Annotated in this window: 14 protein-coding genes; 10 read left to right on the forward strand and 4 right to left on the reverse strand. The window is 73.7% G+C overall.

Annotated features, from left to right (window positions below):
- Positions 1–309 precede the first annotated feature (309 nt).
- Positions 310–4116, forward strand: a complete 3807-nt coding sequence (locus EDF32_RS01945; protein ID WP_233565621.1) for a multifunctional oxoglutarate decarboxylase/oxoglutarate dehydrogenase thiamine pyrophosphate-binding subunit/dihydrolipoyllysine-residue succinyltransferase subunit — start codon at positions 310–312, stop codon at positions 4114–4116.
- Positions 4117–4176: 60 nt separating this feature from the next.
- Here EDF32_RS01945 and EDF32_RS01950 read toward each other — a convergent pair whose 3' ends face one another.
- On the reverse strand, positions 4177–5142 hold the full coding sequence (locus EDF32_RS01950) for a GlxA family transcriptional regulator (protein ID WP_123306858.1): 966 nt from the start codon (positions 5140–5142) through the stop codon (positions 4177–4179).
- Between the two features lie 93 nt (positions 5143–5235).
- Between EDF32_RS01950 and EDF32_RS14640 the strand changes: the two genes are divergently transcribed.
- Positions 5236–5385, forward strand: coding sequence for a hypothetical protein (locus EDF32_RS14640; RefSeq protein WP_199734788.1), 150 nt, complete (start codon positions 5236–5238; stop codon positions 5383–5385).
- A 22-nt stretch (positions 5386–5407) separates the two neighbouring features.
- Here EDF32_RS14640 and EDF32_RS01955 read toward each other — a convergent pair whose 3' ends face one another.
- Positions 5408–6403 carry an aldo/keto reductase gene (locus EDF32_RS01955; protein ID WP_123306859.1) on the reverse strand — a complete coding sequence of 332 codons (996 nt, stop codon included), beginning with the start codon at positions 6401–6403 and terminating at the stop codon, positions 5408–5410.
- Positions 6404–6489: 86 nt separating this feature from the next.
- On the opposite strand from EDF32_RS01955, the gene EDF32_RS01960 reads away from it, so the two are divergent.
- The 3 genes from EDF32_RS01960 to EDF32_RS15050 all read left to right on the forward strand — a co-directional run bounded on the left by EDF32_RS01960 (position 6490) and on the right by EDF32_RS15050 (position 8226).
- On the forward strand, positions 6490–7410 hold the full coding sequence (locus tag EDF32_RS01960) for an aldose 1-epimerase family protein (RefSeq protein WP_123307213.1): 921 nt from the start codon (positions 6490–6492) through the stop codon (positions 7408–7410).
- Between the two features lie 56 nt (positions 7411–7466).
- The gene (locus tag EDF32_RS01965; RefSeq protein ID WP_199734789.1) at positions 7467–8075 is read left to right on the forward strand and encodes a GDSL-type esterase/lipase family protein; all 609 of its coding nucleotides are present in this window, start codon (positions 7467–7469) and stop codon (positions 8073–8075) included.
- A 76-nt stretch (positions 8076–8151) separates the two neighbouring features.
- Positions 8152–8226: a 50S ribosomal protein bL37 gene (locus EDF32_RS15050; protein WP_370449906.1), complete on the forward strand. Its 75-nt coding sequence runs from the start codon at positions 8152–8154 to the stop codon at positions 8224–8226.
- Positions 8227–8316: 90 nt separating this feature from the next.
- Here EDF32_RS15050 and rsrA read toward each other — a convergent pair whose 3' ends face one another.
- A complete protein-coding gene (rsrA, locus tag EDF32_RS01970; RefSeq protein ID WP_233565622.1) occupies positions 8317–8664 on the reverse strand; it encodes a mycothiol system anti-sigma-R factor in 348 nt (115 codons plus the stop codon).
- Positions 8661–9362 (reverse strand): sigma-70 family RNA polymerase sigma factor, encoded by a 702-nt coding sequence (locus tag EDF32_RS01975; protein ID WP_233565624.1) that lies wholly within the window; start codon positions 9360–9362, stop codon positions 8661–8663. Before EDF32_RS01975 ends, rsrA begins: the two co-directional genes overlap by 4 nt.
- Before the next feature lie 212 nt (positions 9363–9574).
- Between EDF32_RS01975 and EDF32_RS01980 the strand changes: the two genes are divergently transcribed.
- The 5 genes from EDF32_RS01980 to hisN are packed head-to-tail and all read left to right on the forward strand — an operon-like array spanning position 9575 to position 14039.
- A complete protein-coding gene (locus EDF32_RS01980) occupies positions 9575–10129 on the forward strand; it encodes a ferritin (RefSeq protein ID WP_123306860.1) in 555 nt (184 codons plus the stop codon).
- Positions 10129–10821, forward strand: a complete 693-nt coding sequence (locus EDF32_RS01985; protein WP_123306861.1) for a DoxX family membrane protein — start codon at positions 10129–10131, stop codon at positions 10819–10821. The genes EDF32_RS01980 and EDF32_RS01985 overlap by 1 nt, the downstream gene beginning before the upstream one ends.
- 9 nt (positions 10822–10830) lie before the next feature.
- Positions 10831–12195, forward strand: a complete 1365-nt coding sequence (gene aroA / locus EDF32_RS01990) for a 3-phosphoshikimate 1-carboxyvinyltransferase (RefSeq protein ID WP_123306862.1) — start codon at positions 10831–10833, stop codon at positions 12193–12195.
- Positions 12195–13247, forward strand: a complete 1053-nt coding sequence (gene rsgA / locus EDF32_RS01995) for a ribosome small subunit-dependent GTPase A (protein ID WP_123306863.1) — start codon at positions 12195–12197, stop codon at positions 13245–13247. The genes aroA and rsgA overlap by 1 nt, the downstream gene beginning before the upstream one ends.
- Positions 13248–13250: 3 nt before the next feature.
- Positions 13251–14039 (forward strand): histidinol-phosphatase, encoded by a 789-nt coding sequence (gene hisN / locus EDF32_RS02000; RefSeq protein WP_123306864.1) that lies wholly within the window; start codon positions 13251–13253, stop codon positions 14037–14039.
- Positions 14040–14120 lie beyond the last annotated feature (81 nt).

Here is a 14120-nt window from a genome sequence, read left to right on the forward strand (position 1 = left end):
TACCAGTGAGGTTGCTCACAGCGGCTTGCCGGGGTTTGCCCCGGATACGCGCTCATGGCCGTCGCGTGCCCCGTCGATGCCCGCATCGCGAACCAATGCGCAGCCGCTCTTTTCCCGCTCTTGGCGCGCTCGTGCAGAGGCCGTGCAGACCCCGCGCAACGCCTCCCGAGGCCCGGCCTGGACCGCCCCGAGGGCCTAGGCTGGTCACGTCCGGACCCCGGACGAATCCAGAGATCAGAGCGAACCAAGGTGGGCGATCCTCGCGTGTCCCGGAATGCTGAGTCAGAGTCGATCAGCGCGGCTGGTGCCGTGTTCGGCGCCAACGAATGGCTCGTCGACGAGCTGTACGAGCAGTACCTGAAGGACCGGGACGCGGTCGACCCCGCGTGGTGGGACTTCTTCGCCGACTACAAGCCCGGCGAGCCCGCGACCGCCCCGAGCGCGAACGGCGCCTCCCGCGCCGACGGCAGCCGCACGACCGACGCCGCTGCGGCGGACGGCACCGCGGCGGACGGCGCGCGGACCGGCGGCACGGCGGGACGCCCCGCCGAGGGCTCCGCGAAGCCCGGCCCGCGCTCCGGCGACGGGTCGGCGGCGGCCGAGGCCGCGCAGCGGCCCAAGCGCCGGGCCGTCCCGGCCGACCCCGAGGTCAACGCCGCCGCGCTGGCCGGCCGACCCGTCGCGACCGCCCAGCCCGCGACCGCCTCCTACGCCGGCGCCGCCCACCGGCGCAGCACGGCGGACGACGCGGACGCCCCCGACGACGTCAGCAAGCTCCGCGGCCCCGCCGCGCGCGTCGTGACGAACATGGAGTCCAGCCTCGGCGTGCCGACCGCCACCTCGGTGCGCGCCGTCCCGGCCAAGCTCATGGTCGACAACCGGATCATCGTCAACAACCACCTGGCCCGGGGGCGCGGCGGGAAGATCTCCTTCACGCACCTCATCGGCTTCGCGCTCGTCGAGGCGCTCGCCGAGATGCCGGTGATGAACGCCAGCTACACCGACCTGGACGGCAAGCCCGCGATCAGCCAGCCCGCGCACGTCGGGTTCGGCCTCGCGATCGACCTGGCCAAGCCCGACGGCTCCCGCCAGCTCCTCGTCCCCAGCATCAAGAAGGCCGACACCCTCGACTTCGCCCAGTTCTGGGCGGCGTACGAGGACCTCGTGCGCAAGGCACGCGGCAACAAGCTCACGGTCCAGGACTTCCAGGGCACGACGATCTCGCTGACCAACCCGGGCGGCATCGGCACCGTGCACTCCGTGCCCCGTCTCATGCCCGGCCAGGGCACGATCATCGGCGTCGGCGCGATGGACTACCCGGCCGAGTTCGCGGGCGCGTCGGTGGAGCGCCTCGCCCGCATGGCCATCTCCAAGGTCCTGACGGTCACCTCCACCTACGACCACCGCATCATCCAGGGCGCCCAGTCCGGCGAGTTCCTGCGCATCATCGGGCAGAAGCTCCTCGGCGAGGACGGCTTCTACGACCGCGTCTTCACCTCGCTGCGCATCCCGTACGAGCCCGTGCGCTGGGTCCGCGACAACGCGGTGGACGAGGACGTCGAGGCCGCGAAGCCCGCGCGCATCGCCGAGCTCGTGCACTCCTACCGCTCGCGCGGGCACCTGATGGCCGACACGGACCCGCTGACGTACCGCCAGCGCAAGCACCCGGACCTCGACATCCAGAACCACGGCCTGACGCTGTGGGACCTGGAGCGGCAGTTCCCGACCGCCGGGTTCGGCGGCACGCCCAAGGCGTCGCTGCGCGACATCCTGGGGCTCCTGCGCGACTCGTACTGCCGCTCGATCGGCGTCGAGTACATGCACCTGTCCGACCGCACGCAGCGCAAGTGGCTCCAGGACCGCCTCGAGTCCGGCTACGCCCGGACCCCGCGCGAGGACCAGCTGCGGATCCTGCGCAAGCTGAACTCCGCGGAGGCCTTCGAGACCTTCCTGCAGACCAAGTACGTCGGGCAGAAGCGCTTCTCGCTCGAGGGCGGCGAGTCGGTCATCCCGCTGCTCGACGCGGTGCTCTCCAAGGCCGCGGAGAACGGTCTCGACGAGGTCTGCATCGGCATGGCCCACCGCGGACGCCTCAACGTCCTCGCGAACATCGCCGGCAAGAGCCCGGCGCAGATCTTCGCGGAGTTCGAGGGCAACATCGACCCCAAGAGCGTGCAGGGCTCCGGGGACGTCAAGTACCACCTGGGCACCGAGGGCACCTTCACGGCCGAGTCCGGCGCGCAGACCCGCGTGTACCTCGCCGCGAACCCCTCCCACCTCGAGGCGGTCGACCCGGTGCTCGAGGGCATCGTGCGCGCGAAGCAGGACCTCATCGACCTGGGCGGCGACGGGTTCTCGGTGCTGCCGATCCTCCTGCACGGCGACGCGGCCTTCGCGGGCCAGGGCGTCGTGCCCGAGGTGCTCAACCTCGCCCAGCTGCGCGGGTACCGCACCGGCGGCACGATCCACGTGATCATCAACAACCAGGTCGGTTTCACCACCGGGCCGTCCTCCGCGCGCTCGACGACCTACGCGACCGACGTGGCCAAGGGCTACCAGGTGCCGATCTTCCACGTGAACGGCGACGACCCGGAGGCGTGCGTGCGCGTCGCCGAGCTCGCGTTCGCCTACCGCGAGCAGTTCGACCGCGACGTCATCATCGACATGGTCTGCTACCGGCGCCGCGGGCACAACGAGGGCGACGACCCCTCGATGACCCAGCCGCTCATGTACAACCTCATCGAGGCCAAGCGCTCGACGCGCAAGCTGTACACGGAGAACCTCGTGGCCCGCGGCGACATCACCATCGAGGAGGCCGAGCACGTCCTGCGGGACTACCAGGCCCAGCTCGAGAAGGTGTTCACCGAGACGAAGGAGGGCGGCTACACCGCCCCGGCGTCGTCCGAGCCCATCGCCGGTCTCGAGCGTCCGGAGTCCCAGCGCGAGGACGCCGGCACCATGGTCGGCTGGAAGACCGCCATCCACCCGACGGTGCTGGAGCGCATCGGCGCCGCGCACGGCGCGCCCCCCGAGGGCTTCTCGGTGCACCCGAAGCTCGCGCAGCTGCTCGAGCGCCGCCGGAAGATGGCGACCGACGGCGGCATCGACTGGGGCTTCGGCGAGCTCGTGGCTTTCGGCTCGCTGCTCGTCGAGGGCACGCCGGTGCGCCTGGCCGGGCAGGACTCGCGCCGCGGGACCTTCGTCCAGCGCCACGCCGTCCTGCACGACCGCGAGAGCGGCGCCGAGTGGACGCCGATCCTCTACCTGTCCGGGGACCAGGCGAAGTTCTGGGTGTACGACTCCTCGCTGAGCGAGTACGCCGCCCTCGGGTTCGAGTACGGCTACTCCGTCGAGCGGCCCGACGCGCTCGTCCTCTGGGAGGCGCAGTTCGGCGACTTCGTCAACGGCGCCCAGACGGTGATCGACGAGTTCATCTCCTCCGCGGAGCAGAAGTGGGGCCAGAACTCCTCGGTGGTCATGCTGCTCCCGCACGGGTACGAGGGCCAGGGCCCCGACCACTCGTCGGCGCGGATCGAGCGGTTCCTGCAGATGTGCGCGGAGCAGAACATCACCGTCGCGCAGCCGTCGACGCCGGCCTCGTACTTCCACCTGCTGCGGCGCCAGGCGTACGACCGCCCCCGCCGCCCGCTCGTGGTGTTCACGCCGAAGCAGCTGCTGCGCCTCAAGGCGGCCGCCTCGCAGGTCGAGGACTTCACGACCGGCACGTTCGAGCCCGTGATCGCCGACCGGGCGGTCGAGCCGTCGTCGGTGGACCGGGTGCTCCTGTGCTCGGGCCGCGTGTACTACGACCTGCTGGCCGAGCGGACCAAGCGCAAGGACGAGAGCACGGCGATCCTGCGCCTCGAGCAGCTCTACCCGCTCGACGTCGACGCGATCCGCGCGGAGCTCGCCCGGTTCGACGGCGCCGACGTGGTCTGGGTGCAGGACGAGCCGGAGAACCAGGGCCCGTGGACGTACGTCCACGTGAACCTGCCGGACGACCTGCCGCGCGTGCGGGTGGTCTCGCGCCCGGCGTCGGCCTCGACGGCGGCCGGGACCGCGAAGAAGCACCAGGCGCAGCAGGCCGTGCTCATCGAGCAGGCCTTCGCCCGCTGACGCGTCGCACGCAGGGCTTCCAGGGGCCCGGCCGGGAGACCTCCCGACCGGGCCCCTGCGTCATGCCCCGACCGGGACGTCCGACGTCCGCCCGAAGCTGCGCCGGTACGCGGTCGGGCTCGTGCCGAGCGTGCGCTGGAAGTGGTGCCGCAGGGCGGGCGCGGAGCCGAACCCGCACACGCCGGCGATCTCCTCGACGGACGCGTCCCCGGCCTCGAGCATCGCCTGCGCCCGGGCGAGGCGCTGGCGCGCGACCCACGCCGCCGGCGTCGTGCCGGTCTCGGCGCGGAAGCGCCGCGCAAAGGTGCGCTCGGACGTCAGGGCGCGCCGCGCCAGTGCGGGGACGCCGAGGTCCGCGTCGAGGTGCTCGACGATCCAGGCGAGGACGGGCGCGAGGGTCTCGCACGCGACGGGGAGCGGGCTCTCGACGTACTGGGCCTGCCCGCCGTCCCGGTGCGGCGGCACGACCATCCTGCGGGCGATCGCGGCCGCCGCCGTCGCGCCGAGCTCGCGCCGCACGAGGTGCAGGCACGCGTCGATGCCGGCCGCCGTCCCCGCGCTGGTGATCACCCCGTCGGCCTCCACGTAGAGCACGTCGGGGTCGACCCGGCTGGCGGGGAAGCGTCGCTGGAGGTCGGCGGCGTACATCCAGTGCGTCGTGCAGGCCCTGCCGTCGAGGAGGCCCGCCTCCCCCAGCAGGTAGGCGCCCGAGCAGACCGCGAGCACCCATGCGCCGCGCTCGTGCGCGGCACGGACGGCGTCGAGGACCGCGGGCGGGAGCGGCCCGGCGGGCACGTACGCGACCACCACGACGAGGTCCACGTCCCGGGTCGCCTCGAGCCCGTGGTCGACCGTGACCGCGAACCCCATCTTCGTCGGGACCGGCCCCGTCTCCGGCCCGCACAGCCTCAGGTCGAACGTGGGGCCGCCGGTGTCCGAGCGGTCGATCCCGAAGACCTCGCAGACGAGGCCGAGCTCGAAGGGGGCGACGCGGGGCAGGACGACGGCGGCGACGGTACGGAGCATGCGCCGAGTCTCCTCCGCGCCTGGCGGGAATTCAACGGTAGGCGTCAGACCTGCCACTGGTGGCGCGAAGTGCATCGGCGAAGACTTTCTGCCATGACCATCGCCACGCTCCTCCTCCTGTCCCTCGCCGCGCTCGTCGTCGGCTCCGCGGTCCGGCTCGTCGTCGTCGTCCGGCGCGACGGGCTCGGCACGCGCGAGCCGCCGCGGTCCCACGACGGGACCCCGGCCCGCGACGGATGGTGAGCCCGGGCGGCACCGCGGCGCGTCACCAGCGGTCGTGCACCTCGTCGCGCAGCAGCCGGTCGTAGATGTCGCGCACGCCGGCGCCGAACCGGGCACCGAGGACGTGGTCCCCCCCGGCGCCGGCGTTGGCGCGCGCCTGGTCCGCCGACCGCGCCCCCGGGATCACCGTGGAGACGCCGGGCTGCTGCCAGATCCAGGCGATCGCAGCCTGCGCGGGCGTCATCTCCTGCGCGACGGCGGTCTCGACCAGCGCCGAGAACTCCCCCGCCGCCCGGAGGCCGAGCTCGTACGGCACCCCGGAGAACGTCTCGCCGACGTCGAACGCCTCGCCGGCGCGGTTGTAGCTGCGGTGGTCGTCCTCCGCGAACGTCGTGTCCTTGGTGTACCTGCCGGACAGCAGCCCCGAGGCGAGCGGCACGCGCGCGACGATGCCGACGCCGGCCGCCGACGCCGCGGGCAGGACCTCCTCCAGCGGCTTGCGCCGGAAGGCGTTGAGGATGATCTGCACCGAGGCCACGCCCGGCCGGGCGATCGCCGCGAGCGCCTGCGCGGACGTCTCGACGCTGACGCCGTAGGCCGCGACCGCGCCCTCGGCGACGAGCGTGTCGAGCGCGTCGTAGACCGCGTCGTCGTCCACGACCTCGCTCGGCGGGCAGTGCAGCTGCACCAGGTCCAGCCGCTCGGTCCGCAGGTTCGTGCGCGACCGGTCGGTCCAGGCACGGAAGTTCTCGAGCACGTAGCTCTCGGGCACCTGCTCGGCGCGCCGACCCATCTTCGTCGCGACGGTGATCCCGCTGCCGGGGTTGTCGGCGAGGTACCCGCCGATGATCTGCTCGCTCCGGCCGTCGCCGTAGACGTCGGCGGTGTCGACGAAGGTCACGCCGGCCTCGCTGGCCGCATCGAGCACCGCGCGGGCGTCCTTCTCCTCGACGTCGCCCCAGTCGGCGCCGAGCTGCCACGTCCCCAGCCCCACCACCGACACGAGCCGCCCGGTGCGGCCGAGCATGCGGTACTCCATCGATTCCTCCTCAGCGGCCGGACGGAGCCGCACCGGACACCGCGTCCGACGCCGTCGCTGCCCCGGCTCAAGTACCGTACGTGAACGTGAACACCTCTGCACCGTCCGGAACCCAGCTCCGCATCCAGCACGGCGAGCACCGCGCGACAGTCACCGACGTCGGCGCGACGGTCCGCGAGTACGCGGTCGGCGAGCGCCCTGTCTTCGTGCCGTTCGGCGAGGACGAGATCGCGCCCGCCTCGCACGGCGCCGTCCTCGTCCCCTGGCCGAACCGCCTCCGCGACGGCCGTTACACGTGGGAGGGCAAGGAGCTCCAGAACCCGATCACCGAGCCCCGCCGCGGGACGGCCCTGCACGGGCTCGCCTGCTGGCAGCGCTGGGACGTCGTCAGCCACGAGGAGGCCGCTGTCACGCTCGAGCTGGCGCTGCCCGCCACGCCGGGCTACCCGTTCTCGCTGACGACCCGGATCACCTACGCCCTCTCCGATGCGGGGCTGGAGGTGCGCGTCACCGCCCGGAACACGGGGACGACGACGCTCCCCTACGGCGTCGGCTTCCACCCGTGGCTCTCCCCGGGCGACGCGAGCGTCGACGAGTGCACCCTGCGCCTCGACGGGCGCACACGCGTCACCGTCGACGACCGCCTGCTCCCGACCGGGACCGCTCCCGCGGAGGGCGACCGCGACTTCACGACCCCGCGCCTCCTCGCCGGGATCGACCTCGACGACGCGTACGTCGACGTGGTCCGCGACGACGACGGCCTGTCGTGGATGGCCCTCGGCGCACCGGACGGGACCGAGGCCGCGATCTGGATGGACGGGTCGATGGACACCTGGCAGGTCTGCACCGGGGACCACGTCGACGCCCCCGGGTACGTGCGCACCGGGGTCGCCGCGGAGCCCATGAGCTGCATCGCGGACGCGTTCCGGACCGGGGAGCGGCTCGTGCGGCTGGCGCCCGGCGAGGAGCACGAGGTCCGCTGGGGCGCCACGCTCCGCGGCGCCTGACGCGCGCGGCGCCCTCCGCGGGGCACAATGGTGCGACCGGGACCAAGGGGAGACACGTGGCTGAACGAGAACTGCGCATCTGCATCGTCGGGGACGAGCTGAGCGTCGGCGTCGGCGACGCCAAGGGGCTCGGCTGGGCGGGGCGGGTCGTCGCCCGCAGCCGGTTCGACCGGCCCACGATGACCTTTCCGCTCGCCATCCCCGGGGAGACGACGACGGCCCTCAGCCAGCGCTGGGAGGTCGAGTCGTTCCGCCGGTACGGCAACGAGGCGGAGTGCGACAACCGCCTCGTCGTCGGCCTCGGCCGGCACGACGTCGCGGCCGGCCTCTCCGTGGCGCGCTCGCGGCTGAACCTCGCCAACATGCTCGACGTGGCCGACTCGCACCGCATCTCGACCTTCGTCGTCGGGCCGCCGCCCGGCAGCCCCGAGGAGAACGACCGGCTCGGCGAGCTCTCGACGGCGTTCGCCGACGTGGCCGCGCGTCGCCACGTGCCCTACGTCGACACGTTCACGCCGCTCGTCTCGCACGAGCAGTGGCTCTCGGACCTGTCGCAGAGCGGTACCGGGTTCCCCCAGCAGGCGGGCTACGGCCTCATGGCGTGGCTGGTGCTGCACACCGGCTGGCACGCCTGGCTCGGGCTGGCGGAGGACGCGACCGTCTGAGCGTCGGCGCCTCGGTGCGGAGGACGCTCCGGGTGTGGGACCATTGGTCGTAACCCCTGACCTTGAGGAGACCACCATGAGCAAGCGCGGACGCAAGCGTCGCAGCCGCAAGGGCAGCGCCGCCAACCACGGACGTCGCCCCAACGCCTGAGCGAACCACAGGGCCCGTCCCGCGAGATCCTCGCGGGACGGGCCCTGTCGTGCGTCCGGTGCCGTGCGCGTCGCCGCGCCGGGGGCAGCGCTACGCCGGGGGGCGCACGCCGCTCTCGACCACGTACGTCGTCCGGCTGACGGAGAGCTGGGCGAGGATCCGCACGCGCAGGCTCTCGGGCGCCTGCTCGTGGCAGGAGCGCCGCACCAGCCGCTTGACCAGCTCCTCCACACCGAGCTCGGCGAGGCACGGCGAGCAGTGCGCGATGTGCGCGCGCATGCGCGCCTCGTCCTCCTCGGTCATCTCCGAGTCGAGGTAGTCGTAGAGGTGGGAGATCGCGTGCGCGCACTCCGACTCCCCCCCGGTCGCGTGCGGGATCGGGGTCACCACCCGGACCTGCTCGCCCGGCGCCGGCATCCCGGCCTCCTGCTCCGTCACGACTCCCCTCCCGTCTGCTTCGCCCCGACGAGGCCGCGCCCCGCGGCGTACTCCGCGAGCAGCTCGCGCAGCTGTCGGCGCCCGCGGTGCAGGCGCGACATGACCGTCCCGATGGGCGTGCCCATGATCTCGGCGATCTCCTTGTACGGGAACCCCTCGACGTCGGCGTAGTAGACGACCATGCGCCGGTCCTCGGGCAGCTCCTGCAGTGCCCGCTTCACGTCGGAGTCCGGGAGGCGGTCCAGCGCCTCGGACTCGGCGGAGCGCAGCCCCTGGGACGTGTGCGACGCGGCGCGCGCGATCTGCCAGTCCTCGATGTCCTCCGCCTGCGACTGCTGCGGCTCGCGCTGCTTCTTGCGGTAGGTGTTGATGAAGGTGTTCGTCAGGATCCGGTACAGCCACGCCTTGAGGTTCGTCCCCGGCCGGTACTGGTGGAACGCCGCGAACGCCTTGGCGAACGTCTCCTGGACCAGGTCCTCCGCGTCCGTGGGGTTGCGCGTCATCCGCATCGCCGCCGAGTAGAGCTGGTCGACGTACTGGAGCGCGTCACGCTCGAAGCGCGCGGCGCGCGCGGAGTCCGACTCCGACTCCGGAGCGCGCTCCGTGTCCTCGCCGATCTCCGGCGCGGCCTGCTCCCCGGGCGTGTCCGCCGGGCTGGTCACGCGCGCCGCAGCCGCGTCGTCGGTCTCGGTCATCATGCCCGAGCCTAGTCGCCCGGTGCCGTCCGCGTGCGCCCGCACCGGGGTCGCCCAGGGGGCCACCGGCTGGTCGATGTCGACCCGCACGCGGTAGCGGCGGTCGGGCTGCGGTCTGGTCGTCGTCGTGCACGTCACGACGGGAAGAACGGAGGGGGACCGGAGATCATTCCCCAGCAGGTGTCAGTGCACCCCGGGGTCGTTACCGTGTCCCCATGACCACCGCCGGCACCTCAGAGAGCCCACCGGGCTACGTCACCCTCCTGCGCGAGCAGGTGGGTCACGAGCTCGACGCCCACCAGCAGTACGTCGCGATCGCCGTCTGGTTCGACGCCAACGACCTCCCGCGGCTCGCCGCGCACTTCTACCGGCAGGCGCTGGAGGAGCGCAACCACGCGATGATGATCGTCCAGCACATGCTCGACCGGGACCTGCCCGTCGAGGTCCCCGGGACGTCGGCCGTCGTCAACGGCTTCGGCTCGGTGACCGAGCCGCTCCGCCTGGCCCTCGCCCAGGAGAAGACCGTGACCGGACAGATCGAGGCGATCTTCCGCGCCGCCCGCGAGGAGGGCGACGCGATCGGGGAGCAGTTCATGCTGTGGTTCCTCAAGGAGCAGGTCGAGGAGGTCGCCTCGGCGACGACCCTGCTCACCGTCGCCGAGCGTGCCGGCGACAACCTGTTCGACCTGGAGAACTTCGTCGCACGAGAGACGATCGGCGACGGCGGAGAGTCCTCCGACGCGCCCGAGGCAGCCGGAGGTGCCCTGTGATGATCCTGCGTCCGTTCGCCCGCCCCATGCTCGCGGCCTGGTACGTCGGGCAGGGGGTCGACGCCGTCCGGCACCCGGGCGAGCACGCCGCCGGCGCCCGCGCCGGGGCCGACCTCCTCTCGAGCACCGTCGAGCAGGTCCCGAGGCTCACCGACAAGCAGCTGACGCTGCTGGTGCGAGCGCACGGCGGCGCCACCGTCGTCGCGGGCCTGCTCCTCGCCCTCGGCAAGGCGCCGCGCACGTCCGCGCTCGCCCTCGCGGCGCTGACCGTGCCGCTCGCCGTGGTCGACCAGCCCTTCACGTCCGCCAAGGGTCGCGGCTCAGGGTCGGAGCCCGGTGGCCCGTCGCGCTCCGAGCGCACGAGCCGGTTCCTGCGCGACCTGGGCGGGATCGGCGCGGCACTCATCGCCGCGGCCGACACCGAGGGACGCCCGGGCGTGCAGTGGCGCGTCGCCCGGGCCCGCAAGGACCTGCAGCTCTCCCAGCACCTGCGCGACGCGGGCCGCTCGGTCGAGCGGTCGGTCGAGGACGCCGCGCACGGCACCGGACGGCGCACGCGCCGGGCCGTCAAGGACGCCCGCCGCACGGCGCGGCTGGAGACGTACGCGGCGAAGGAGCGGGCGCGCGCGGCAAAGGACACAGCGCGCCACGCCGCCCGGAAGGCCCGGAAGGCCGTGCCCGCGGTCCACTAGATTGGCGGCATGGCCCACGCACCGACCTCTCCGTCCGCACCGTCGTCCGCCGAGGCTCCGGGCTGGGCCGCCCCGGTCGCTCCCGGGGGCCTCGACGCGACGGTCGAGGTCCCGGGGTCGAAGTCGCTGACCAACCGGCTGCTGGTGCTCGCCGCGCTCGCCGACGGCCCCGGCGTCCTGCGGGGCGCCCTGCGCAGCCGGGACACCGACCTGATGGCGGCGGGCCTGCGCAGCCTCGGTGTCGAGGTGCGGGCCGCGGCCGACCCGAGCACGGTCGCGGTGACCCCCGGGGCGCTGCGCGGGGACGTCGACATCGACTGCGGACTCGCCGGCACCGTCATGCGGTTCCTGCCGCCGGTCGCGGCGCTCGCCGACGGGTCCGTGCGCTTCGACGGGGACGAGGGCGCCCGGGTCCGGCCCATGGGGCCCGTGCTCGAGGGGCTGCGGGCGCTCGGCGTGCACGTCGACGACGACGGGCGGGGCACGCTGCCGTTCGTCGTCGGGGGGCGCGGCGCCGTGCGCGGCGGGTCCGTCGACGTCGACGCGTCGTCCTCGAGCCAGTTCGTCTCGGGCCTGCTGCTCGCCGCCGCCCGCTTCCAGCAGGGCATCCGGCTGCGGCACACCGGCCGGACGTTGCCGAGCCTGCCGCACATCGAGATGACCGTGGAGGTGCTGCGCGACGCCGGCGTGCAGGTCGACGACTCGCGGCCCACGATCTGGGAGGTCGCCCCCGGCCCGGTCGCGGCCCGCGACGTACGGGTCGAGCCGGACCTGTCCAACGCGGCCCCGTTCCTCGGCGCAGCACTGATCGCCGGCGGCACGGTGCGCGTGCCCGGCTGGCCCGAGCGGACCACCCAGCCCGGCGCGATGCTCCCCGACCTGCTGACCCGCATGGGTGGTGCCGCCGAGCTGCGGGACGGCGTGCTGTCGGTCACGGGCACCGGGCAGGTCCACGGCATCGACGCCGACCTGCGCGCCGCCGGCGAGCTCGCGCCCAACCTCGCCGCCCTCGCCGTGCTCGCCGACTCCCCGAGCAGGCTGCGGGGCATCGCCCACCTGCGGGGCCACGAGACCGACCGCCTCGCGGCGCTCGCCACCGAGATCACCCGGCTCGGCGGCCGGTGCGAGCAGACCGCCGACGGGCTCGTGATCACGCCCCGCCCCCTGCGCGGCGGCCGGGTGCGCACGTACCACGACCACCGCATGGCGACGACGGCCGCGATGATCGGCCTGCGCGTCGAGGGCGTCGTGGTCGAGGACGTGGCCACCACCGCGAAGACCCTGCCGGGGTTCGAGCAGATGTGGGCGCGGATGCTCGGTCTCGAGGCAGGCCCCGACGACGGGCCCGACGGCGCACGGACCGGGACGGTCTGATGGCCGCCCGGGCCGGCACCCGCGACGAGGCCGACTTCCGCGACCGGCCGGGCAAGCGGGGCTCCCGGCCGCGGACCAAGCGCCGCCCCGACCACGAGGACGCGCAGACGGGGTTCGTCACGGGTGTCGACCGCGGCCGGTACGCCCTCCTCGTCGGGCCGGACCGGCATCCGGTGGTGGCGATGAAGGCGAGCGAGCTGCGCCGCGACCGGGTCGTGTGCGGCGACCGGGTCGACGTCGTCGGCAACGTCACCGGCGACGAGGGCACCCTGGCGCGGATCGTCCGCATCCAGGAGCGCACGTCCGTCCTGCGGCGGACCGCGGACGACACGGACCCGTTCGAGCGGATCATCGTCGCGAACGCCGACCAGCTCGTGATCGTCACCGCGCTCGCGGAGCCCGAGCCGCGCACGCGCATGATCGACCGGTGCGTCGTCGCGGCCTACGACGCCGGCATGCGCGTGGTGCTGTGCCTGACCAAGGCGGACCTCGCCGACCCCGCGCCCCTGCGCGCGATGTACGAGCCGCTCGGCGTGGACGTCCTCGTGACGCGTCGCGACGGGTCCGGCGACGGCGTCGGGCCGCTCGACCCGGTGCGCGAGCGCCTCCACGGCGCGCTCTCGGTGCTCGTCGGCCACTCCGGGGTCGGGAAGTCGACGCTCGTCAACGCCCTCGTCCCGGACGCCCTGCGCGCGACCGGACACGTCAACGCCGTCACGGGGCGCGGCCGCCAGACCTCGACGTCCGCCGTCGCCCTGCCGCTGCCGGACGACGGAGGATGGATCGTCGACACGCCCGGCGTACGGTCCTTCGGCCTGGCGCACGTCGAGGTCGAGCACCTGCTGGGCGCCTTCGAGGACCTCGCCGAGGTCGCCCGCGACTGCCCCCGCGGCTGCACGCACGCCGACGGCGCCCCCGACTGCGCCCTCGACGACTGGGTGGCGGCCGGCGCCGACGTGCCCGCCGACGCCGGCCCCGCCAGCAGGGAGTTCCGGGCCGTGCGTGTCGAGTCCTTCCGCCGGGTCCTGGGGGCGCGGACCGCTACGGTGTGACGCATGACCAGGTACGACGACGACCTCCGGCTCGCCCACGTGATCGCCGACCAGGTCGACTCCCACACGATGAGCCGCTTCAAGGCGCTGGACCTGAAGGTCGAGACCAAGCCCGACACGACGCCCGTCTCGGACGCCGACAAGGCCACCGAGGAGATGATCCGCTCGACCCTGGGACGTGCGCGCACCCGCGACGCGATCCTGGGCGAGGAGTTCGGCGAGAGCGGGCACGGCTCGCGGCGCTGGGTCGTGGACCCCATCGACGGCACCAAGAACTTCGTCCGCGGGGTGCCCGTGTGGGCGACGCTGATCGGCCTGCTCGACGGCGACGAGCCTGTCGTGGGGCTCGTCTCGGCCCCCGCGCTCGGCAAGCGGTGGTGGGCGGCGAAGGGCTCCGGCGCCTGGACGGGCAAGTCGCTCGCGGCGGCGACCCGGCTGCACGTGTCGGGGGTCGGTGAGCTCGCGGACGCGTCCCTGTCCTACGCGAGCCTCGGCGGCTGGGAGGAGCACGACCAGCTCGACGCGCTCCTCCAGCTGACGCGCGACGTGTGGCGCACGCGCGCCTACGGCGACTTCTGGTCGTACATGCTCGTCGCGGAGGGCGCCGTCGACGTGGCGGTCGAGCCGGACCTCGAGCTCTACGACATGGCCGCGCTCGTGCCGATCGTCACGGAGGCAGGCGGGCGCTTCACGTCCCTCGACGGGAGCGACGGACCGTTCGGCGGCAACGCGCTCGCCACCAACGGGCTGCTGCACGACGACGTCCTGGGGCGGCTCGGCCGCTCGGGCTGAGACTCCTGCCGGGCCGGGCCGGGCCGGGCCGGTCCGGGCGCCGGTCGGGGCGCAGGACGCGCGGGTGCGGGTGGGGCTGCG

Source organism: Cellulomonas sp. PhB143, assembly GCF_003752595.1.
In the GTDB taxonomy this organism is placed as follows: Bacteria; Actinomycetota; Actinomycetes; order Actinomycetales; family Cellulomonadaceae; genus Paraoerskovia.